This window comes from Moellerella wisconsensis, from assembly GCF_022592395.1.
GTDB lineage: Bacteria > Pseudomonadota > Gammaproteobacteria > Enterobacterales > Enterobacteriaceae > Moellerella > Moellerella wisconsensis.
Map to the genome: position 1 here is coordinate 15,473 of NZ_CP093242.1, position 21,799 is coordinate 37,271.

Annotated in this window: 18 protein-coding genes; 4 read left to right on the plus strand and 14 right to left on the minus strand. The window is 41.8% G+C overall.

What is annotated here, in order from left to right; genetic code table 11:
• Window positions 1-76 precede the first annotated feature (76 nt).
• The 4 genes from MNY66_RS00055 (at window position 77) to MNY66_RS00070 (ending at window position 8,698) form a co-directional block, all read left to right on the plus strand.
• Window positions 77-727 (plus strand): OB-fold-containig protein, encoded by a 651-nt coding sequence (locus tag MNY66_RS00055; protein WP_047254855.1) that lies wholly within the window; start codon window positions 77-79, stop codon window positions 725-727.
• 127 nt (window positions 728-854) lie between these two features.
• Entirely contained in the window at window positions 855-3,059 is a 2,205-nt protein-coding gene (locus MNY66_RS00060; protein ID WP_241501193.1) for a hypothetical protein, read from the plus strand.
• 97 nt (window positions 3,060-3,156) lie between these two features.
• Entirely contained in the window at window positions 3,157-8,097 is a 4,941-nt protein-coding gene (locus MNY66_RS00065) for a DNA repair ATPase (RefSeq protein ID WP_241501194.1), read from the plus strand.
• 10 nt (window positions 8,098-8,107) lie between these two features.
• Window positions 8,108-8,698: a rhomboid family intramembrane serine protease gene (locus MNY66_RS00070; protein ID WP_241501195.1), complete on the plus strand. Its 591-nt coding sequence runs from the start codon at window positions 8,108-8,110 to the stop codon at window positions 8,696-8,698.
• A gap of 114 nt (window positions 8,699-8,812) precedes the next feature.
• Here the strand turns inward: MNY66_RS00070 and MNY66_RS00075 are convergent, their stop codons facing one another.
• The 14 genes from MNY66_RS00075 to atpB all read right to left on the minus strand — a co-directional run bounded on the left by MNY66_RS00075 (window position 8,813) and on the right by atpB (window position 21,784).
• Window positions 8,813-9,469 carry a DUF799 domain-containing protein gene (locus MNY66_RS00075; protein WP_047254858.1) on the minus strand — a complete coding sequence of 219 codons (657 nt, stop codon included), beginning with the start codon at window positions 9,467-9,469 and terminating at the stop codon, window positions 8,813-8,815.
• Entirely contained in the window at window positions 9,466-9,825 is a 360-nt protein-coding gene (locus MNY66_RS00080) for a DUF4810 domain-containing protein (protein WP_047254872.1), read from the minus strand. The genes MNY66_RS00075 and MNY66_RS00080 overlap by 4 nt, the downstream gene beginning before the upstream one ends.
• A 14-nt stretch (window positions 9,826-9,839) precedes the next feature.
• A complete protein-coding gene (locus tag MNY66_RS00085) occupies window positions 9,840-10,508 on the minus strand; it encodes a CsgG/HfaB family protein (RefSeq protein ID WP_047254859.1) in 669 nt (222 codons plus the stop codon).
• 581 nt (window positions 10,509-11,089) lie between these two features.
• A complete protein-coding gene (locus MNY66_RS00090) occupies window positions 11,090-11,353 on the minus strand; it encodes a YjbD family protein (protein WP_047254860.1) in 264 nt (87 codons plus the stop codon).
• A 390-nt stretch (window positions 11,354-11,743) separates the two neighbouring features.
• Window positions 11,744-13,576: a glutamine--fructose-6-phosphate transaminase (isomerizing) gene (glmS, locus tag MNY66_RS00095; protein ID WP_047254861.1), complete on the minus strand. Its 1,833-nt coding sequence runs from the start codon at window positions 13,574-13,576 to the stop codon at window positions 11,744-11,746.
• A gap of 171 nt (window positions 13,577-13,747) precedes the next feature.
• Window positions 13,748-15,121 carry a bifunctional UDP-N-acetylglucosamine diphosphorylase/glucosamine-1-phosphate N-acetyltransferase GlmU gene (glmU, locus tag MNY66_RS00100; RefSeq protein WP_047254862.1) on the minus strand — a complete coding sequence of 458 codons (1,374 nt, stop codon included), beginning with the start codon at window positions 15,119-15,121 and terminating at the stop codon, window positions 13,748-13,750.
• Between the two features lie 127 nt (window positions 15,122-15,248).
• Window positions 15,249-15,674, minus strand: coding sequence for a F0F1 ATP synthase subunit epsilon (locus tag MNY66_RS00105; RefSeq protein ID WP_047254863.1), 426 nt, complete (start codon window positions 15,672-15,674; stop codon window positions 15,249-15,251).
• Window positions 15,675-15,695: 21 nt separating this feature from the next.
• Window positions 15,696-17,078, minus strand: a complete 1,383-nt coding sequence (gene atpD, locus MNY66_RS00110) for a F0F1 ATP synthase subunit beta (RefSeq protein ID WP_047254864.1) — start codon at window positions 17,076-17,078, stop codon at window positions 15,696-15,698.
• A gap of 34 nt (window positions 17,079-17,112) precedes the next feature.
• On the minus strand, window positions 17,113-17,976 hold the full coding sequence (atpG, locus tag MNY66_RS00115) for a F0F1 ATP synthase subunit gamma (protein WP_047254865.1): 864 nt from the start codon (window positions 17,974-17,976) through the stop codon (window positions 17,113-17,115).
• A gap of 55 nt (window positions 17,977-18,031) precedes the next feature.
• Window positions 18,032-19,573, minus strand: a complete 1,542-nt coding sequence (gene atpA / locus MNY66_RS00120; RefSeq protein ID WP_047254866.1) for a F0F1 ATP synthase subunit alpha — start codon at window positions 19,571-19,573, stop codon at window positions 18,032-18,034.
• 14 nt (window positions 19,574-19,587) lie between these two features.
• Entirely contained in the window at window positions 19,588-20,121 is a 534-nt protein-coding gene (gene atpH / locus MNY66_RS00125) for a F0F1 ATP synthase subunit delta (protein WP_047254867.1), read from the minus strand.
• A gap of 12 nt (window positions 20,122-20,133) precedes the next feature.
• The gene (gene atpF, locus MNY66_RS00130; RefSeq protein ID WP_047254868.1) at window positions 20,134-20,604 is read right to left on the minus strand and encodes a F0F1 ATP synthase subunit B; all 471 of its coding nucleotides are present in this window, start codon (window positions 20,602-20,604) and stop codon (window positions 20,134-20,136) included.
• A 58-nt stretch (window positions 20,605-20,662) separates the two neighbouring features.
• Window positions 20,663-20,902, minus strand: coding sequence for a F0F1 ATP synthase subunit C (atpE, locus tag MNY66_RS00135; RefSeq protein ID WP_004093904.1), 240 nt, complete (start codon window positions 20,900-20,902; stop codon window positions 20,663-20,665).
• A 57-nt stretch (window positions 20,903-20,959) separates the two neighbouring features.
• Window positions 20,960-21,784 (minus strand): F0F1 ATP synthase subunit A, encoded by an 825-nt coding sequence (gene atpB / locus MNY66_RS00140; RefSeq protein ID WP_047254869.1) that lies wholly within the window; start codon window positions 21,782-21,784, stop codon window positions 20,960-20,962.
• Window positions 21,785-21,799: the final 15 nt, after the last annotated feature.

Sequence of the window (21,799 nt, forward strand, 5' to 3'; positions counted from 1 at the left end):
CACTATCCCTAAATAGTAATATAATTTAAAGTCTAATCATCTTAAAAATTTAATGTATCTACTCGAGAGAGAGTCCATGGCTTTATTTTTGCAAAATTGTTTAACCTTCCCTAGCATTATATTTAGCGGACTACTCATTATTGTCATTTTTTATTGGCTATGTGCCGCTGTTGGCCTTCTCGATATTGATCTTTTCCACCTTGATGCAGCAGATTATTCTATCGATGCTAGCCACGGAATTGATACCACAGGGTTTGCAGGCTGGTTGACTAAACTCGGGTTGGCAGGGATCCCCGCTACCATTATTTTAACCTTGTTTACTTTATTTGGCTGGTTGCTCAGTTATTTCAGTGTTCATTGGTTTATTCGTCATATTGATATTATCTTTTTACGTTATTTAGTCGGTTTCGTCGTTTTATTGATTACTGCATTTATTTCCCTTCAGTTAACCGCTATTTGTCTCAAACCTATTCGGAATAAATTAATCAAAAATACCCATCATAAAAGTGTTAATGACTTAATGGGGAAAATAGCGATTGTTCGCTCAGGGCAAGTTAATGAAAGCCGTGGAGAAGCCATAATGGAAGACGGTGGGGCAGGATTAATCTTACAAATAAGGGCATCATCCTCCGACAATATTCAACGTGGCACACGAGTAGTTATTATTAGCTATGATCCAGTAACCCATAGTTATCAAGTCGTCACCGAAGCGGAATTTTCACACTAATTATCCCGCCATACTACAGCAGATTACTCTATTGGCAGTATGGTTTTATATGCAGCTGTTCAGTTTATTAATTTAGCTTTACCCCAAAGACAATGCCTATTGCTACTGACCTCATGGAGAAACAACTATGGAACTGGCTAATTTAATGCCATTTTTTACGATTATCGGGGTGATTATACTGGTGATCATCGGCTTTTTTGCCTTATTCAAAGCTTTTTATATTAAAGTCCCTCAAGGGACCGCGTTAATTGTGAACGATATGTCATCGCAGCCTAAAGTTCATTTCACCGGCGCACTAGTTTACCCAATAATTTACAAAAAAGAATTCATGCGGATCTCTTTGCTAACCTTAGAAGTCGATCGCCGTGGTAAAGACGGATTAATTTGCCATGATAATCTGCGGGCGGATATTACTGTCGCATTTTATCTACGAGTTAATGAAACCACCGAAGATGTCTTAAAAGTAGCAAAAGCTATCGGCGTTGAACGAGCCTCAGACCATCAAGCTGTCAGCACCTTATTTAGCGCAAAATTTTCAGAAGCGCTGAAAACCGTCGGTAAGCAATTCGAATTATCCAAGTTATTTGAAGATCGGCAAAATTTCCGCGACCGCATTGTCGATGTGATTGGTAAAGATTTAAATGGTTATGCGCTCGAGGATGTGGCGATTGACTATTTAGAACAAACGCCTAAATCTGCACTCGATCCAAACAATATTTTTGACTCTGAGGGTATTCGAAAAATCACCGAAATTACGGCGATTCATAATATTGAAACCAACCAGAAAGAACGCGACCAAGAACTAGCTATTCAGAAGAAAAACGTTGAAACCCGCGAAGCTAGCTTAGCATTAGAGCGCCAACAAGCAGATGCAGAAGCTCGTCAAAAACGTGAAATTGATAATATTCGTTCCCGTGAACAAGCAGAAACACTGCGAGTTCAAGAGGAAGAGCGCTTAAAATCAGAACAAGCACGCATTCAGACTCAGCAAGAAATTGAAATCCGTGAAGAAAATAGAATGCGTGAAGTAGAAGTTGCCCAGCAAAATAGAACTCGCGCAGTCACGATTGAGGAAGAACGCGTCACCCGTGCCCGTGAGCTCGAAATTGTCGCCCGTGAACGCGAAGTTGAATTGCAGCGGATAGAAAAAGAAAAAGCGTTAGAAGAAGAACGTAAAAATATTGCCAGTGTGATCCGCGAACGTGTAGTCGTAGAAAAAACAGTCGCCCAAGAAGAAGAACGGATTAAAGAAGTACGCGAAGTGTCGGAAGCCGATAGATTACGCCAAGTCACAGTAATTAATGCGCAAGCAGAAGCTGAAGAATCAATGGTTCGCCAAGTTAAAAAAGCCGAAGCTGATGAAGCCAGTGCTAAACATAAAGCCCAAGAAATCAGTACCATGGCACAAGCTGAATTAGAGGCCTCTGCCAAACAGGCTGAATCCAAAAAACGCCTCGCTGAAGGGATTGAAGCAGAACATGCCGCCTTAGGATTAGCCGAAGCACGGGTACGCCAAGCGACAGCCGAAGCTGAAGAAAAAGAAGGCCTAGTACAAGCCAATATTACCGCCGAGACACTGCTGGCCGAAGCTCGCGGTTTAAAAGAAAAAGGCATGACCGAAGCCCAAGTTCAAGAAGCCAAAGCAGCAGCAGAGCAAAAACAAGGATTTGCTGAAGCCAAAGTGCTGGAAGAAAAGCTGTCAGCCCAAGCACGAGGCGAAGAACAACAGGCCAATGCTAAAGAAAAATTAGGTTTGGCAGATGCTAAAATCATGGAAGAAAAATTGGCCGCGCAAGCACGTGGTGAAGGTCAATTAGGCGCCGCACAAGCGGAGGTTATTCGCCAACGTCTGAAAGCCGAAGCTGATGGTTTAACCGATAAATTCAAATCAATGGATCATCTTAGCGATACTGCTCGCGCGCATGAAGAATTCCGTATGCGCCTTGAAAAAGAATTTGAGCAATCAATGGCTTCAATTGCTGCCAATAAAGAAATCGCGCGAGAACAAGCGGATGTACTCGCAGCTGCACTGGCAAAAACTAACATCGATATCGTCGGCGGCGACGGTAGCTTCTTTAATACTTTCTCAAAAGCTCTCAGCTTGGGCAAAGCGGTTGATGGATTTATGGATAAAAGCAGTTATGCCAAAGAAGGCGTTGAAAAACTGCTCAATTATAAAAAAGACAGTCAATCTGTCGATATTGCCGCTTTACTGCAAAATCCTGAAGTTCAAGAGTTAGTTACCCAATTTATGGCGGCCAATAACGCCAAAAATACGCTACCTAAGCCGGTCCAACCTAATAAGCCAGAGAAATCTAGCGACGATATTTAGTGGCTCTTTTTTGCCATTCTCACTATCTCCGGCAGAAGCAGAAATAGCCTGCCGGAGAGATTCGGGTATACATTAAGCCAAGGAAATGTATCGCATCATGTCAGACAAACAGCAAACAGAACATCAACAGGAATTGCTCGATAGCGCTGTAGCAGAAGGCGGAGCCTATGAAATACTGCGTAAGCGCCTGACTGACCAAGGACAACAACTAAGCCAGCGAGCAATCGAACTAAATGATCTCCGTCTGGAAGAATTTGGCCACAGTCAAATGGATATCATTGGCCGTATTCGTATTCGCAGTGAGAATAATTGCCAAGCAAGAGATATTGTCAGAGTCGGTGAATGGTTACTGTTTGGCTATAATGTTTTTCTCGGCCTAAAAAAAGAAACTCAAGTTGAAGATGTATTTTCCCTGTATCGCTTAGTCGAACAACAAGGGGAATTTGATGTTGAATCCGTACCGCTAGAAGAAACCTTTTTAAATATTCCCAGCTTTGTACAGGATTTTACCGAGCTATATACCTATTATAAAAATACTCAATTATTACAACTCGTTGAACGTGATGGAAAATTATTAGCCAGTTTTCAAATTGGTGAACGTCTCACCGATGTACGCGTTTTTCGTTGGTCAATTTCTAGCGATAAAAAAACGATTAGCTATTTAGATAATCGTGGTGAACGTGATATTGCCCTGCCCCCCGCCTATGATTTTGAATGGTATAAAACTACGCGAGAAAATACCGTTAATGGTCGCTATCCACATATCAATATTCTCGATACGGTATTTGTTGAAACAATTGGCGGTGACCTCACAATTAAATGTGAAAATAATACCGAAGATGGGTTAGGTATTTATCGTGAAGCGGTACTCGACAAAAATCAGTCTCTTGATGATGCCCAAATAGAATATGCACAAACAGGCACTCTGATTTTACTGAAAATTCTACCATACCGCGAAGATAACTGGCGTTACCTCGTGTATAACATCATAACCCAATCGGTACAGCGAATAGACGCAATTGGTCAGGCCTGCGTTCAACTACCAGAAGATCACGGTATTATTTTTCCCGGCGGTTATTATTTGCAAAGTGGCGAATACAAAACCTTCGAGCAGCCGATGGAAGGTATGCGCTTTCGGCGTACTCGCCGTTCCCCCAATGGGGAAGACGTTTTATATGTGTTTTATTCACCCAATCAAGGACGTATCGCACTCTTCAATTATAATTTAATTGAGCGAAAGCTAAATATTCCACTACTCGGTCACGGCTATGCCATGTTGGAAGATGGCAAAATGGTGCTGTTCGAAGGACAAAGTGAAGAACCAACCCGTGTACACCCAATGCAAGTATGGCAAACGCCATTCTATTCAGATGAATACGCTGATCAACAACCGCCACGAAACAGTTTTTTAGGCCGAATCGGCAATGCAGATTTAGTGCGCGGTATTTCTGATGTCCTGCATATCGCCAAAGAAATTGAAGGCCAACAAATTTCAGCGGCGCGTTATGAGCAACTCAGCCAACAGCCTCGACGTTTAATCGATATTTACTGTTGGCTTAACGATGCCCAAAGCTTAAATCTTGGGGAATTACTCAAAGATATCGCGCAAACCAGTGAACGGGTTCTGGATGAATACGAAAAAGTTGAAAGTATTCGTCGTCAATCGACCAAAGCCATTAATCAAGCCACGAGTCGCCAAAAATCGCTGCTCACCTTAATGGTCCCGGACAGTTGGTCAGATATTCAGCAATTTGTCGATGGTTTAAATCAACTTAATGCGCAACGGGGGCATTTAATCTCCTTGAGAGAGCTCCGCTATATGGATCTCTCTCAGTTAGAAAGCATGGAGCAAGAAATCGCTGTTACTCAACAGCTTATCTCTCAAGCTACAGCCGATTTTTTAGCCAGTGAAAAAGCCTTACAGCCACTGATCAAGCAATTACAGCTTCTTGAAGAACAAACACAAAAAGCCACAAATAGTGCTCAGCTCGAAATACCAATGTCTGGTATTGAACAAATGTCAGCGGATCTCGATATGCTGTCTAATTTAATGGCCTCACTCAAATTTGAAGATGCCACACAACAAACGCAAATTATCGAAGCTATTTCTGAAATTTACGCCAAATTAAACCAAACGCGAGCACGCCTACAACAAAAACGTAAACAACAAGGCGCGGTTGAATCTGTTGCTCAATTTGCTGCGCAATTTAGACTATTTAGCCAAGGGATCACTAATGCGTTAGCGCTCGCTTCCACCCCTGAACATTGTGATGATCAGCTATCACGCTTACTCATTCAGCTCGAAGAACTGGAAAGTCAATTTAGTGCGCATGATGAGTTTTTAGACGATATTCTAGCAAAGCGTGAAGAACTACTCGAAACCTTTGAATCTCACAAACAAACGCTATTAGATGAGCGCCAAAGAAAATCACAGAATCTACAAACTGCCGCAGACAGATTACTTGAAAGCCTCTTACGCCGGACATCTCGCTTACAGTCATTAGATGAGCTTAATGCATTCTTTGCCTCTGATCCTCTAAGTTTAAAAACTCGAGAGATCATCGAAAAATTACGCGAGCTAAAAGATAACGTAAAAGCTGATGATATTGATGCGCGCCTTAAATCTGCGCGCGATCAGGCGATTCGTAGTCTGCGAGATAAAACTGATATTTTTGAAGATAACGGTAATATTATTCGCCTTGGGCCTCGCCATAGATTTAGCGTAAATACCCAACAGCCAGACCTGACTATTTTGCCTAAAGATAATCAGTTATGGCTTTATTTAACCGGAACTGATTATCAAGAACTGATTATTAACCCCGAACTAGAAAAATTGCAGCCTTATTGGAGCGTGTCGTTAGAATCAGAATCAGCAACGGTATATCGTGCTGAATACCTTGCCTATTCAATTATTTATGCCGCCAGCAAACGGCAAGATGGTTTAAGCATTGAACAACTCACTGCTGAACTAACCCAGCCAGAAAAATTGGCTAAAACCGTACGCGATTTTGCTGCGCCTCGATATAAAGAAGGTTACGAAAAAGGCATTCACGATCACGATGCTATCGCGATTCTGAAACAATTAATCCCTGTGGGCGAAAATGCAGATTTACTGCGCTTTAACCCAACAGCACGGGCCATTGCGGCCTTATTTTGGCAACAAAAACAGCATGAAGAACAGCCAGCATTGTGGCCAGAGCGAGCCAGAACCTCAATCAATATTCGACAATTATTCCATAACGATGAAGCTTTAAATGATTTACAGGCCGAAATTGAGGCAGATATTAGCTTGTTCTTAGAGCAGCATCCCATTCCTGGTGCAAACCATCAACAAACGGAAGCCGCAGAGTATTTAAGTTTGGCATTAGCACGTACGCCAATAGAATTCAGTTACAGTAAATATGCTCGCGAATTAGTCGAATCGCTGCAAATAGAACTTGAAAAAGCCCATATGTGGATTGATTTCAATCGCTCACAACAAAACTTAACTCAACGCCATGCACAGCGCTGGGGATTAATTCAAAATTGGTTACAAGGATTATGTTCTCGGGCTGAATATTCCCATCTGGCACCTTATATTCCGGGCGCAATTGCGGTGCTCATGTTAGAAAAAACAGCAACCGCCCGTTATAGTGAAGTAGACCTCTATTTTAAAGTTTCAGGCCTGCTTGGGGAACATCCCCTTATCGACAATACTACGCTGCATCTAAGTCTGGATAATTATTTCAGCCGTATGCGAGAACAACGCAAACAATTTATACCGGCCTTCCGCCAATACCAAGAGCTACGCCAACAGGTACTCACCACAGAGCGGCAGCGTATTAGACTGCATGAGTTTAAAGCTCAGCCATTAAGTTCTTTTGTACGCAATAAGCTGATAAATGATGTTTATCTGCCCATTATCGGCGACAATATGGCCAAACAGATTGGTGCTCTCGGCGAAACTAAGCGTACCGATTTGATGGGGTTATTATTAATGATCTCGCCCCCTGGCTACGGAAAAACCACTTTAATGGAATATGTCGCCGATCGGCTAGGGTTGATATTTATGAAAATAAATGCGCCCGCGTTAGGGCATGATGTTCTTTCGCTCGACCCAGAACAAGCGCCAAATGCAACGGCCAAACAAGAACTAGAAAAACTCAATTTAGCCTTAGAAATGGGTAATAATGTGATGTTGTATATCGATGATATTCAACACACTCACCCAGAATTTCTGCAAAAATTTATTTCATTATGTGATGGTACACGACGTATTGAGGGGGTTTGGAAAGGTCAAACCAAAACCTACGATCTGCGTGGCAAAAAATTCTGTGTGGTAATGGCAGGTAACCCATATACCGAATCTGGCGAACTCTTCAAAATCCCAGATATGTTAGCCAACCGCGCCGATATCTACAATTTAGGCGAAGTACTTGGCGGTATGGATGAAGCCTTTGCATTGAGCTATATTGAAAACGGTTTAACCTCGAATGCGATTCTGGCACCATTAGCTTTACGCGATATGAATGATTTGTATCTCTTTGTTGATAAAGCCATGGGTAAATCAGTTTCTACCAACTCACTAAGTTATCCATATTCAGATGCTGAAATCAGTGAAATTGTAGCCGTCATTCAACGAATTGCCAGCCTGCGTGATGTCGTATTAAAAGTTAATCAACAATATATTGCCAGCGCCGCACAGTCTGATAAATACCGAACAGAACCACCGTTCAAATTACAAGGCAGCTACCGTAATATGAATAAACTGAGTGAAAAAATATCCTCAGTGATGGATAGCAACGAGCTTAACCGTTTATTAGATGATCATTATCTCGGGGAAGCCCAATTATTGACGACAGGAGCAGAAGAAAATCTGCTTAAATTAGCTGAAATCCGCGGTACACTCAGCGAAAAAGACGCTTTACGCTGGGCTCAAATTAAACGTGACTTTATGCGCAATAAAAATTTAGGCGGCGATAATAGCGATGTTGGTAACCGAATGGTTGCGCAATTAGCGGATTTAGTCGAAAGCGTTCAATCATTAAAAATAAATTAGAGTGAGATAAATGAAACTAAACTCAATAAAGATATGGCTAAAACAGCGACTGTTATTTTTATTGGGTTTAGCGCTACTATTAGTCTTATTACAGCTGATAAATAGTCTCACTGCCGGAGGGTTGCTCTATTTTGGGCTTGTTCCGCGCTCAAGCCATGGATTGATTGGTATTTTTTGTGCTCCATTTATTCACGGCAGTTGGGGGCATCTCTTCAGCAATTTACCACCGTTACTTATTATGAGCGGTTTATTGCTGTATCAATCGATTAAGCAATTTATTTACGCCTCGCTGTTTATCATTATTATGGGCGGCTTACTGGTTTGGTTGTTTGGTAGCTCGGCTATTCATATCGGAGCAAGTGGATGGATCTTCGGGCTATGGGCACTACTTCTGACGCAAGGCGTGCTGCGCCGTAATAAAACCGATATTATTATTGCCGTGATAGTTTTAATTTATTTCGGTGGTATGGCGAGCGGTCTACTGCCCGGGCAGCAATATATATCGACTAGTTCGCACTTATCAGGCGCAATCGCCGGCGTTTTGTATGGCTGGATATTACGCAAAAAAGCAATCGGCAGAAAAAACACTAACGCCGCATAAAAAAACTGAGCCATTGAATTACATTATGGATATATTAAGATCACATCATTAATATTCTGGCTCAGTTTTCAATCGCTAATAATAACGCACTAATTAAGAGTTAATTAAACCTTTTTACTGTGCATCTTTACCATATTTAGGTGAACGCGGCCCGTATAGAATGCCATTTGGGTGACCAGCAAATAATAAGCGTCCACTGGTAATTCCAGCTATTTGATGGCTTTTATCCGTAATGCTATCACTAATTTGGGTTACTACTGCTGACACTAACATGCCAATAATGCCACCAGCAGATGAATTATTTTCAGTATTCGATGCTGTAGCACCTCCACTCCATAAAATATCACCACTGTGCGCATCAACAAGCTTAGCGCCCACCGTTACACGCGTATCGCTCATAATAATTTGATACGAAGTACCGTATTGTTTTACATTTAAATAAAGTACGGCATCAGCGCCAAATATTTGATTTAACTTTTCTAAACTGACCGAGTTAATATCTTGAGCAGAGGTTAAGCCATTTTGTTTAAACGTTTCCTCTACCACGGCGACAGGAAAAACATAATAACCAGATTCCGCTAACGGCAATGTCACTTGTGACATAAAACCATAGCTAGCCATCACTTCTGGCGTTTCATTCTGCGGCAATAGCACCAAAATACTTTTAGGTTTACTCTGTTTAAATGCAGAATAATCATATTGTTTTGGTTGGGCACACCCAGTCAACAGTAATACAGTTAGCATACTGCATAAGACAAAAAACGATTTCATTTTTTTATTCCTTTATTGTTACTTAAAAGAAAATCCATGTATTTCGTTGATTCTGGGTAAAGTGATTTCTCCAAATTAAACTCTGAATAAGCCAAATCAATTTGACCAACATTGACATACAATAAGCCCAAATGTGCATGTAATCCGGGAGCGACTGCCACATTTTGAGCCTTTGCTTGCTCAATATTTTTCTGTAATACAATAATCTGTTCTTGCGGTGAAGATTCTGTTTGCTGGTAGTATTGATAAATAGAATTCTGATAACCATCCCAATGATAAAGCGGCTTAGGTGATTGAACACAACCGCTTAATAAGATAGCTAAAAGAATTAAACTAACCTTTATTGTTTTATGCATTAAAATATCCATTTTTATTTAGTGGGTTTCCAAGCCCCTGATTCAATGCCATCAACAAGATTATTAACGGCTTCGCGAATAGCCAAATCTAATACTTTTCCATTTAATGTAGAGTCATAACTTGCGGTTCCACCGAAACCGATAATCTCACGGTTAGACAGCTCATATTCTCCAGCACCTTGTGAGGAATAAACCACTTCTGACGTATTTACATTCACAATATTTAAATTAACTTTAGCGTAAGCAATTTGTTTTTTACCGCGACCTAAAATACCAAATAATTGATGGTCACCGACTTCTTTACGGCCAAATTCAGTCACATCACCAGTCACAACATAAGAGGCACCTTTTAATTGCTGTGCTTGGCCTTTAATTTTAGCTTCTTGCTGTAACTCATTCATATTAGTACGATCTAATACGTTGAAACGTCCAGTTTGCTGTAAATGAGTCACTAGGATAGTTTTAGATTGATTACCTAAGCGATCAACACCATCAGAAAAGACACCATTCATAAAGCTTGAGCGATTATCAAATTTACCAACTGATATCGGACTACGCTCACCCTGATATTGAGTTTTATATGAATTAACCTTAGCCACTTCTAATGAACGAGATGATTCAGTAGCACAACCATTAAGCAAAATTGGCATAACTATAGCCGTAATAATAGCTATTTTTTTCATCGAAAATACCTTTGAATTTATAAGATTATTTATAACTAAAGAAAGCGCATTTTAAAGCGATATCAAAAAATAAATAGTATTTATTTTATCAAAATGCAAAATAAAACCGACAAGATAAAACCCTATTTTTATATTTAAATCTAAATTAAACTAAACGACCAAGATGATATCTGACATACCACAAATAAAAATAACATATGAAATGAAATAACTAAAAAAACAACTTATTAATAAAAACTCATACGACAAATAGGATAATCTAATAATAAGAATATTTAAGCCACATTGAAGTTAAATATAAACAATAATTAATAAATAATTAATTAAATAATAAATTTAATTAACTCTATTATTTTGAATATAACTTGAGCTACATATAGATATCTAGAATCATTATTTACTTGGACGCCTACAATATTCATTTAAAAAATAACTCAATTTTTCACCCGATTTCTCGATAACGAGCAAAAAGAAGCCGAGACAAATCGTCCCAGCAATTTTCTACATCAGCAATAAGTTAGAAAAATATTTACCACTTATCTATTTTTACTACCTGCTATGCTAGATCACCACCTAGAATATTAGCGAAATCCACGGCTATGATTTTTTGCTGACCAGTTAAAAGTCTCGTCGCTTGGTGATAATTTATCTTTTCTTTTCTGTGCTTTTATTTTATTAGCAGCCTGTTCGATTTCTTTAGAGATCTCACTGATTATCTGATCTTTGGCTTTATTTAGCTCCGCATTGGTTAACTCTCGGCCAAGTTTTTTACGTTCTTGACCTAAGCGTGTTTTGACTCGCATTTGCTGCGCTGCGGTCATATCTTTCAGTGTTAATTTTTTCATTTAGTCCCCTATCGTAGCGTTAAGATGATGAGCCATCAGCCTAAGATTGGCTGATACCAAGGCCATAGACTTGTTTCCTAATGACGATGAGTTGCTACAAACTGATTATAAATGGGCTAAATAAAACCATTTATAATACGATTGTAAGTTATTAACAGACTATTTAATAACATAAAGGAGTATAAAAAGTCTGTTTAATTAATCATATTAGTGAAATAACAGCAAAAATAATATGAACGGGCTAGACGATAACCCTCTAAATTTTGACATGAAAATTCGATTGATGGAGATAATAAATTGATAGGGATAAGAAATAAAAAACCCAGCCACTGAATTTCAGCGCTGGGTCTATACTTTCTAAACCAAATAATGATCCTCTATAACGGTGAATTATTCCACCGTAACAGATTTAGCTAAATTACGCGGTTGATCGACATCAGTGCCTTTAATCAAAGCCACATGGTACGACAACAGCTGTAACGGTACGGTATAGAAAATAGGTGCGATTAGCTCTTCAACATGCGGTAATGGAACGATTTTCATATTATCGCAATCAACAAAGCCGGCATCTTGATCGGCAAACACATACAATAAGCCGCCGCGTGCGCGTACCTCTTCAATATTGGATTTGAGTTTTTCCAATAATTCATTGTTTGGCGCAACAATAATGACCGGCATATCAGCATCAATAAGTGCTAATGGTCCGTGTTTTAACTCCCCAGCCGCATAAGCTTCAGCGTGAATATAAGAAATTTCTTTCAGCTTTAATGCGCCTTCGACGGCAATAGGGTATTGATCGCCACGGCCTAAGAATAAGGCATGATGCTTATCAGAAAAATCCTCCGCTAACGCTTCAATCACTTTATCTTGCGATAACATACTCTCAATACGTGCAGGTAATGCATGTAATGCATTGGCAATATTTTGCTCTATCTCCGGAGCTGCGCCTTTTAAGCGCCCCATATATGCCACCAGCATTAATAATACCGTCAATTGTGTGGTAAATGCTTTAGTTGATGCGACACCAATTTCAACCCCAGCTTTAGTCATCAATGCAAAGTCAGATTCACGCACTAATGACGAGCCAGCAACATTACAAATCACTAATGAGGAGAGATAACCTAACTCTTTAGATAAGCGTAATGCGGCTAAGGTATCAGCCGTTTCGCCAGATTGAGATAAGGTAATCATCAAGCTGCCTTTACGTGGCGCTGGTTTGCGATAACGATATTCTGAAGCAATTTCAACATCACAAGGAATACCCGCTAAAGATTCAAACCAATAACGAGCCACCATGCCGGCATTATATGAAGTTCCGCAAGCCACAATTTGAATATGCTCAACTTGCGATAAAATATCATTCGCTTTTGGGCCTAGTTCACTTAAATCAATTTGATTATTCTGACCAAAACGTCCTGCTAAAGTATTTTTGATAGCTAATGGCTGCTCATAAATTTCTTTTTGCATATAATGACGATAAAGGCCTTTATCACCAGCATCATACTGCACACTAGATTCAATTTGTTCGCGCTCTACTGGATTGCCAGATTTATCATAAATATGTACTGAGCGACGAGTTACTTCAGCAATATCACCTTCTTCAAGATAAATAAACCGACGAGTAACAGGCAATAGCGCTAACTGATCTGAAGCCAGGAAGTTTTCTCCCATACCCAGACCAATCACTAACGGGCTACCAGAGCGAGCAGCAACTAATAATTCAGGCGCCCGGCTATCCATAATTACCGTGCCATATGCACCGCGTAATTGAGGGATAACCCGTTGAACAACCTCTAATAAGCTACCGCCTTTTTGTTGTTCTTGATGCACTAAATGGGCAATTACTTCAGTATCTGTTTCAGAGCTAAAAACATAGCCTTGTGCTTGTAATTGTTGTTTTAGTTCTTGATAGTTTTCAATAATACCGTTGTGAACAACCGCAATATAGCCCGAAGTATGCGGATGCGCATTGCGTTCGCTAGGAACACCATGTGTTGCCCAACGAGTATGTGCTATACCCGTGCCGCCAACAACAGCTTGTTTTTCAGCTTCTTCTGCCAACATTTGGACTTTACCCACTTCACGCAGACGCGTGAGATGGCATTCACTATCAACCACTGCCAAACCGGCAGAATCATAACCACGGTATTCTAAACGACGAAGCCCTTCGATCAGAATTTCAGCGATATCACGCTGCGCTACTGCACCAACAATTCCACACATCTTGTTTATTCCTAATTTAAGAGCTTAGCTCTTATATCGTGTCGCTGCCTGATTGCTATTCGGCTATTTGCCGTTCCCCGAGTCTTGTAGAGAGTGGGGTTTATTATTGATCTATTTTGCTACCACAACATTGGAACAATAAGGGGACAGTATCCCCTCAAATTTTAAGGTCTATTTTTTATTTTTTACTGGGCGATCCCAGTGCTTAATATGCATTTGTTTTACGCGGCTAACCACTAAGCCAGCTTCGGTTACATCACGAGTCACGGTAGTACCCGCGCCGATAGTCACGCCATCAGCAATCGAGACTGGGGCAACTAGTTGGGTATCAGAGCCGACAAAAACATCATTACCAATAATCGTTTTAAATTTATTGGCGCCATCATAATTACAAGTGATGGTTCCCGCACCGATATTTACATCGCTACCGATATCCGCGTCACCAAGATAGGTTAGATGGCCAGCTTTAGAACCTTCGCCTAATTTGACGTTTTTCAATTCAACAAAATTACCGACATGGGCTTTTTTAGCTAATTTAGCTCCCGGACGCAAACGAGCAAACGGTCCAACCGTACATTCGGTCGATAATTCGGAATTTTCAATTACCGTATATGGGCTGATCACTGAATTATCGCCAATAGTACAGTTTTTCAAAACACAGCCGGTTTGGATATGAACGTTATTGCCTAAAGTAACATTGCCTTCAATAATCACATTGGTATCAATAATAACATCGCGACCATGAGCCAACGTTCCTCGCAGATCGAAACGCGCAGGATCGATTAACATAACTCCTGCCAGCAGTAACTTTTCAGCTTGTTCTTGCTGGTAGATACGCTCTAATGCGGCTAGTTGTAACCGATTATTTACGCCTTCCATCTCACTGAGGTGACTCGGCTGAACGGTCTCAATTTTGTTACCTTCTTGGTGTGCTAAGGCGATAATGTCGGTAATATAATATTCACCTTGCGCATTATCATTATTTAATTGCGCTAACCAACGTTTAAAATCTTTACCACTAGCGACCATAATACCGGTATTAATTTCGGTAATTTTACGTTGCTCTTCGGTGGCATCTTTCTGTTCGATAATACCAACAACTTGACCATTTTCGCGTACGATACGCCCATAACCGGTCGGATTATCTAAAATCACAGTTAATAAGCCAATACCACCTTCAGGTTTAACCTGAATCAATCGTTCGAGAGTACTTTTTGCAATTAACGGAACATCACCATATAACATGATAATATCTTCATTATCATCAAAATGAGGAGCCGCTTGCTGCATTGCATGACCCGTACCGAGCTGTTCTGCCTGTAAAACCCAATTGAAATCTTGTTCACCGAGTTTTTCTTTCAGTAAATCACCGCCATGTCCATAAACTAAATGGATATTTGAGGCGCCGAGTGATTTAGCTGTATCAACCACATGCTGAACCATTGGTTTTCCCGCGAGTAAATGCAGTACTTTCGGTAAGTTAGAATACATCCGAGTACCTTTACCCGCAGCAAGAATAACAACACTTTTTCTTTGCACAGTCATAATAATCCTGAAACTCCAACGAGAAGATGAAAGTAAACCTATTTCTGCTATAAATTACTACATATTTCGTACAAATAAAAAAGCCAGTTAGTTTTTAGACTAACTGGCTTTCATCATGCTGCTTTTATTACATCAGCTTTCTTGTTAATTCAATAACACGAAGTTTAGCAATAGCTTTCGCTAATTCTGCTGATGCCTGAGCATAGTCCACATCGCCGTGAGCTTTACTAATATGCTCTTCCGCTCTACGTTTAGATTCCAGCGCACGCGCTTCATCTAAATCTTTACCACGGATAGCGGTATCAGCCAGTACGATAACTATATCAGGTTGAACTTCTAAAATACCGCCAGAGAGGTAAATTAGCTCTTCATCGCCAGATTCTTTAGTAATGCGTACCATGCCCGGTTTTATGGCAGTCAATAATGGGGTGTGTTGAGGATAAATTCCTAACTCACCTTCACTACCGGTCACCTGTACTTTTTGAATAGCGCCTTCAAACATCTTTTTTTCAGCACTAACCACAGTCAGATGGAGTTTTGCTTCTGCTACCATATCAACCTCTCTTCAGCCGTATTAAAGCTTCTTAGCTTTTTCTACTGCTTCTTCGATGGTACCAACCATGTAGAACGCTTGTTCTGGCAGGTGGTCATAGTCACCGTTCAGAATACCTTTAAAGCCACGAATAGTGTCTTTCAGGGAGACGAACTTACCTGGTGAACCGGTGAATACTTCTGCAACGAAGAATGGCTGAGACAGGAAGCGCTGGATCTTACGAGCACGCGCAACAACTAGCTTATCTTCTTCAGATAATTCATCCATACCCAGGATAGCAATGATGTCTTTCAGTTCTTGGTAACGTTGCAGAATAGACTGCACGCTACGAGCAACATCATAGTGCTCTTGACCAACGATGAGTGGGTCAAGCTGACGGCTGGTGGAATCCAGTGGGTCAACCGCAGGGTAAATACCCAGAGATGCGATTTGACGGCTCAAAACCACAGTTGCATCTAAGTGAGCAAAGGTCGTTGCTGGTGACGGGTCAGTCAAGTCATCCGCAGGGACGTAAACGGCCTGTACGGAAGTGATAGAGCCGGTCTTGGTCGAAGTGATACGTTCTTGCAGAACACCCATCTCTTCCGCCAGCGTTGGCTGATAACCTACCGCTGAAGGCATACGACCCAACAGTGCAGATACTTCTGTCCCTGCTAAGGTATAACGATAAATATTATCTACGAATAACAGTACGTCACGACCTTCGTCACGGAATTTCTCTGCCATAGTCAGACCAGTCAGAGCAACACGCAGACGGTTTCCTGGTGGCTCATTCATCTGGCCATAAACCAATGAAACTTTGTCCAGAACGTTTGAGTCTGTCATTTCATGGTAGAAATCGTTACCTTCACGAGTACGTTCACCAACACCCGCGAATACAGAATAACCTGAGTGCTCAATCGCGATATTACGAATAAGCTCCATCATGTTAACTGTTTTACCGACACCCGCACCACCGAACAGACCCACTTTACCCCCTTTAGCGAATGGGCAAATCAGGTCCATAACTTTGATACCTGTTTCTAGAAGTTCTGTTGAGTTAGCCAGATCTTCATAGCTTGGTGCTGCGCGGTGAATTGACCAGCGTTCTTCTTCGCCGATATCACCTTTCATGTCGATAGGGTCACCCAGCACGTTCATGATACGGCCAAGCGTTTTAACACCGACAGGAACTTCGATCGGATGATCTGTATTTTTAACTTCTAAACCGCGGCTTAAACCATCTGATGTACCCATTGCGATACAACGAACAACACCACCGCCTAATTGTTGCTGAACTTCCAGCACCAATTTTTCTTTACCGTTAAGAACCTCAAGAGCATCGTACACTTTTGGTACGGCATCCTGAGGGAATTCGACGTCCACAACGGCGCCGATTACCTGGATAATCTTTCCAGTAGCCATCTTGAATCCTCTACGTAATTCGTAAACCTAGCTGTTAAACCGCAGCTGCGCCCGAAACGATTTCGGTAAGCTCTTGAGTAATGCTGGCCTGACGAGCTTTGTTGTAAACCAACTGCAACTCTTTGATCAGGTTTCCACCATTATCGGTAGCTGCTTTCATTGCTACCATTCGAGCGGCCTGCTCACTAGCCAGGTTTTCAACGACGCCCTGATAAACCTGCGACTCGATATAACGACGGAGCAGGGTATCCAGCAACGCCTTAGGATCGGGTTCATAGATATAATCCCAGGACTTTTTCTTCAAGCTTTCATCATCACCCGGAGGTAATGGCAACACCTGAAAAATTGTCGGAACCTGAGACATAGTATTGACGAATTTATTCGCCACTACATACAGTTTATCTAAACGACCTTCATCGTATGCTTGCAGCATAGTATTGACTGGACCAATCAATTCAGACAGTGATGGAGTATCCCCCATGCCTGTCACTTGAGAGACAACATTGCCTCCCACAGCACCAAAGAAAGATACTGCTTTTGAACCGATTAACGTCAGATCAACCTGAACGCCTTTTTCAGACCATTCTTTCATTTCTGTAAGCAGTTTTTTGAACAAGTTAATGTTCAAACCGCCACACAAACCACGGTCGGTAGAAACAACCAGGTACCCGACACGTTTAACTTCACGCTCTTCAAGGTATGGATGTTTATATTCCAGATTACCTAACGCAAGGTGACCAATCACACTGCGCATAGTCTCTGCATAAGGACGGCTGGCCGCCATGCGCTCCTGCGTTTTACGCATTTTGGACGCAGCGACCATCTCCATCGCTTTAGTGATCTTCTGCGTGTTTTGCACGCTGCCGATCTTGGAACGTATCTCTTTTGCGCCGGCCATTTCTGCTTCTCCTCATTAACCAGACGGCCCATAATTACCATCGGGCCGAATAGTATTACCAGGACTGGGTTGCTTTAAATGACTCGAGCATGTTTTTCAACTTGCCTTCGATATCATCGTTATAGTTACCCGCCGGGCCAATTTCATTCATAAGGTCAGCATGTTCACGCGACGCGTAAGCAACCAGTGCTTCTTCGAAGGCACCAATTTTAGCTATCTCAATGTCTTCCAGATAGCCACGTTCGGCTGCATACAGAGACAACGCCTGTTGTGCAACTGACATCGGAGCATACTGTTTCTGTTTCAGTAATTCAGTTACTTTCTGACCATGATTCAACTGCTTACGAGTTGCTTCATCCAGGTCTGAAGCGAATTGGGAGAAAGCTGCCAATTCACGATACTGAGCCAGTGCGGTACGGATACCACCAGACAGTTTTTTGATAATCTTAGTCTGAGCAGCACCACCAACACGCGAAACAGAAATCCCTGGGTTAACCGCTGGACGAATACCAGAGTTAAACAGGTTAGATTCTAAGAAAATCTGACCATCAGTGATTGAAATTACGTTTGTAGGTACGAATGCAGAAACGTCACCCGCTTGGGTTTCAATGATAGGTAGCGCGGTTAAAGAACCGGTTTTACCTTTCACTTCGCCCTTAGTGAAGTTTTCAACGTACTCAGCATTTACACGAGCAGCACGCTCCAGTAAACGGGAGTGGAGATAGAAAACATCACCAGGATAAGCTTCACGTCCAGGTGGACGACGTAGCAACAGTGAAATCTGGCGATAAGCAACTGCTTGTTTTGATAAATCATCATAAACAATCAGTGCGTCTTCACCGCGGTCACGGAAATATTCGCCCATCGCGCAACCAGAATATGGTGCAAGGTATTGTAATGCTGCTGATTCAGAAGCAGTTGCAACAACAACGATGGTGTTTTCCAGTGCGCCGTATTCTTCGAGTTTACGAACTACGTTAGCAATAGTTGATGCTTTTTGACCGATAGCAACATAAACACATTTAATACCAGAATCACGTTGATTGATGATTGCATCGATAGCCAGTGCAGTTTTACCTGTCTGACGGTCACCGATAACCAGCTCACGCTGACCACGGCCAATTGGAATCATCGCATCGACAGATTTGTAACCCGTTTGTACAGGTTGGTCAACGGATTGACGGTCGATAACACCTGGGGCAATCATTTCTACAGGAGAGAAACCATCGTGCTCAACAGGGCCTTTACCATCAATTGGCTCGCCCAGTGTATTAACTACACGGCCAAGCAAACCACGACCTACTGGAACTTCAAGAATACGACCAGTACATTTAACTTTCATGCCTTCTGCTAAGTCGGCATATGGTCCCATAACAACGGCACCAACGGAGTCGCGCTCCAAGTTCAGTGCAATTGCATAGCGATTGCCAGGCAGTGCGATCATCTCACCCTGCATGACTTCAGCTAAACCATGAATACGAATAATACCGTCACTGACGGATACAATCGTACCTTCGTTGTGAGCTTCACTCACAACATCGAACTGAGCAATACGCTGTTTGATCAGTTCGCTGATTTCGGTGGAATTCAGTTGCATATGATCCAGTCCCCTTAAGACTGCAAGACGTCGGATAAACGCTCTAAGCGACCGCGGATACTCCCGTCAATAACGAGATCTCCCGCACGAATGATCACTCCAGCGATTATGGACTTATCAATTTTGCAATTCAGCTTAACTTTGCGTGACAGACGTTTTTCCATCGCTGCAGATATGTTAGCCAACTGCTGTTCATTTAGTTCGGTAGCAGAAATAACATCAACATCAACCGTTGACTCCAGAGCTGCGCGTAGTTGCGTAAATTGCAATAGCACTTCTGGTAGCGTCGTTAAACGCCCATTATCGGCCATAATACGAATCAAATTTTGAACATGCTCGTCAATTTCATCACCACAAACGGCAATAAAAGTTTTAGCTAATGATTCCGGTGCAATAGAACCAGAAAGCAGCTCACCAACCTGTTCATTGCGCGTCACCTCAGAGGTGAAGGCCAGCATATTCTGCCATTTTTCAACAGACTGGTTTTCTACAGCAAAGTCAAAAGCTGCTTTGGCGTAGGGGCGAGCTACAGTAACGATTTCAGACATGCCCCTCCCTCCTTACAGTTCAGCGACTAGTTTATCAACGATGTCGCTGTTAGCAGCTTCATCCACGGAACGTTCGATGATCTTCTCGGCACCCGCAATAGCAAGCATAGCAACCTGTTTACGTAACTCTTCTCGTGCACGTTTGCGTTCGGCATTAATTTCAGCCTGTGCTTGTGCGACGATTTTATTACGTTCTGCTTCAGCTTCGGCTTTCGCGTCTTCAATCATCTGGTTGCGTTGTTTATTCGCTTGTTCGATGATGATTTGCGCTTCAGCTTTTGCTTGTTTCAGTTGGTCGGTCGCATCGCTTTGCGCCAGTTCCAGGTTCTTTTTAGCACGCTCTGCAGAAGATAAACCATCAGCAATTTCTTTCTGACGTTTTTCTATGGCCGCCATAATCGGTGGCCATACATACTTCATACAGAACAAAACAAACAGGACAAACGCGATAGCCTGGCCGAGGATTGTTGCATTAAGATTCACAGACAATACCTCTTATTAATTAATAAGTTAATGTTCTCAGAGTGTTCTGTAACGTTTCTTAGGCAACAGCGAACATGACATACAAGCCCAGACCTACAGCAATCATCGGAATGGCGTCGACAAGACCCATAACGATAAAGAACTGTGTACGTAACAGAGGAATTAAATCAGGCTGACGAGCCGCGCCTTCTAAGAATTTACCTCCGAGGATGCCGATTCCGATTGCAGCACCAATCGCCGCTAATCCCATCATTACAGCGGCAGCCATGTACAGCAGGTCCATACTCAGGTTTTCCATGACAGTCTCCAGTTTGTTTCAGTTAATACAATTATTGATAGAAAGTTAAATTTTAAATTAATGTTCTTCAGATGCCATCGAAAGATATACAACGGTCAGAACCATAAAAATAAAGGCTTGTAATGTAATAATCAGTATGTGGAAAATAGCCCAAGGCAGGCTTAAAATCCACTGTGACCACCACGGTAGTAATGCAGCAATAAGAATAAAGATCAGTTCACCTGCATACATGTTACCAAACAGTCGAAGACCGAGTGAAACAGGTTTTGACAGCAAGCTAACGCCTTCTAAAATCAAGTTAATAGGAATAAATACCGGATGATTAAAAGGTTGAAGAGTCAATTCTTTCGTAAATCCGCCAATTCCTTTCATCTTGATGCTATAGAAGATAATCAAGATAAACACACCAATCGCCATCGACATTGTAATGCTAACGTCTGCTGTTGGAACAACACGCAGGGCTGGCAAGCCTAAATAATGCTCTCCAATGTACGGAATGAAATCGATAGGGAGTAAATCCAGACAGTTCATTAAAAACACCCAAATGAACACAGTCAGAGCCAGAGGGGCAATAACTTTGCTCTTGCCGTGATACATATCACGAACGGTGTTATCAACAAAACCAATGATCATTTCTATTGCGGTCTGTAACTTACCGGGTACGCCACTGGTCGCCTTGACAGCAATCCTTCTAAATAGCCAAAGGAATAACATCCCAAGAACTACTGAGAAAAAAAGCGAGTCAATATTCAACGTCCAGAACGTCGGATCACTACCAGCTTGGGGATCGACCAACTTAAAGGTACGTAGGTCCAACTGAAGGTTATTCAGGTGGTTGCCTATGTAATCCTTGGTAGTCAACACTTCTCCTGATGCAGACATGATGCCTCTTACCCT

Coding starts and splice junctions, on each gene's coding strand:
- MNY66_RS00055 (WP_047254855.1), top strand. CDS start 77: ATGGCTTTATTTTTGCAAAATTGTTTAACCTTCCCTAGCATTATATTT.
- MNY66_RS00060 (WP_241501193.1), top strand. CDS start 855: ATGGAACTGGCTAATTTAATGCCATTTTTTACGATTATCGGGGTGATT.
- MNY66_RS00065 (WP_241501194.1), top strand. CDS start 3,157: ATGTCAGACAAACAGCAAACAGAACATCAACAGGAATTGCTCGATAGC.
- MNY66_RS00070 (WP_241501195.1), top strand. CDS start 8,108: ATGAAACTAAACTCAATAAAGATATGGCTAAAACAGCGACTGTTATTT.
- MNY66_RS00075 (WP_047254858.1), bottom strand. CDS start 9,469: ATGAAATCGTTTTTTGTCTTATGCAGTATGCTAACTGTATTACTGTTG.
- MNY66_RS00080 (WP_047254872.1), bottom strand. CDS start 9,825: ATGCATAAAACAATAAAGGTTAGTTTAATTCTTTTAGCTATCTTATTA.
- MNY66_RS00085 (WP_047254859.1), bottom strand. CDS start 10,508: ATGAAAAAAATAGCTATTATTACGGCTATAGTTATGCCAATTTTGCTT.
- MNY66_RS00090 (WP_047254860.1), bottom strand. CDS start 11,353: ATGAAAAAATTAACACTGAAAGATATGACCGCAGCGCAGCAAATGCGA.
- glmS (WP_047254861.1), bottom strand. CDS start 13,576: ATGTGTGGAATTGTTGGTGCAGTAGCGCAGCGTGATATCGCTGAAATT.
- glmU (WP_047254862.1), bottom strand. CDS start 15,121: ATGACTGTGCAAAGAAAAAGTGTTGTTATTCTTGCTGCGGGTAAAGGT.
- MNY66_RS00105 (WP_047254863.1), bottom strand. CDS start 15,674: ATGGTAGCAGAAGCAAAACTCCATCTGACTGTGGTTAGTGCTGAAAAA.
- atpD (WP_047254864.1), bottom strand. CDS start 17,078: ATGGCTACTGGAAAGATTATCCAGGTAATCGGCGCCGTTGTGGACGTC.
- atpG (WP_047254865.1), bottom strand. CDS start 17,976: ATGGCCGGCGCAAAAGAGATACGTTCCAAGATCGGCAGCGTGCAAAAC.
- atpA (WP_047254866.1), bottom strand. CDS start 19,573: ATGCAACTGAATTCCACCGAAATCAGCGAACTGATCAAACAGCGTATT.
- atpH (WP_047254867.1), bottom strand. CDS start 20,121: ATGTCTGAAATCGTTACTGTAGCTCGCCCCTACGCCAAAGCAGCTTTT.
- atpE (WP_004093904.1), bottom strand. CDS start 20,902: ATGGAAAACCTGAGTATGGACCTGCTGTACATGGCTGCCGCTGTAATG.
- atpB (WP_047254869.1), bottom strand. CDS start 21,784: ATGTCTGCATCAGGAGAAGTGTTGACTACCAAGGATTACATAGGCAAC.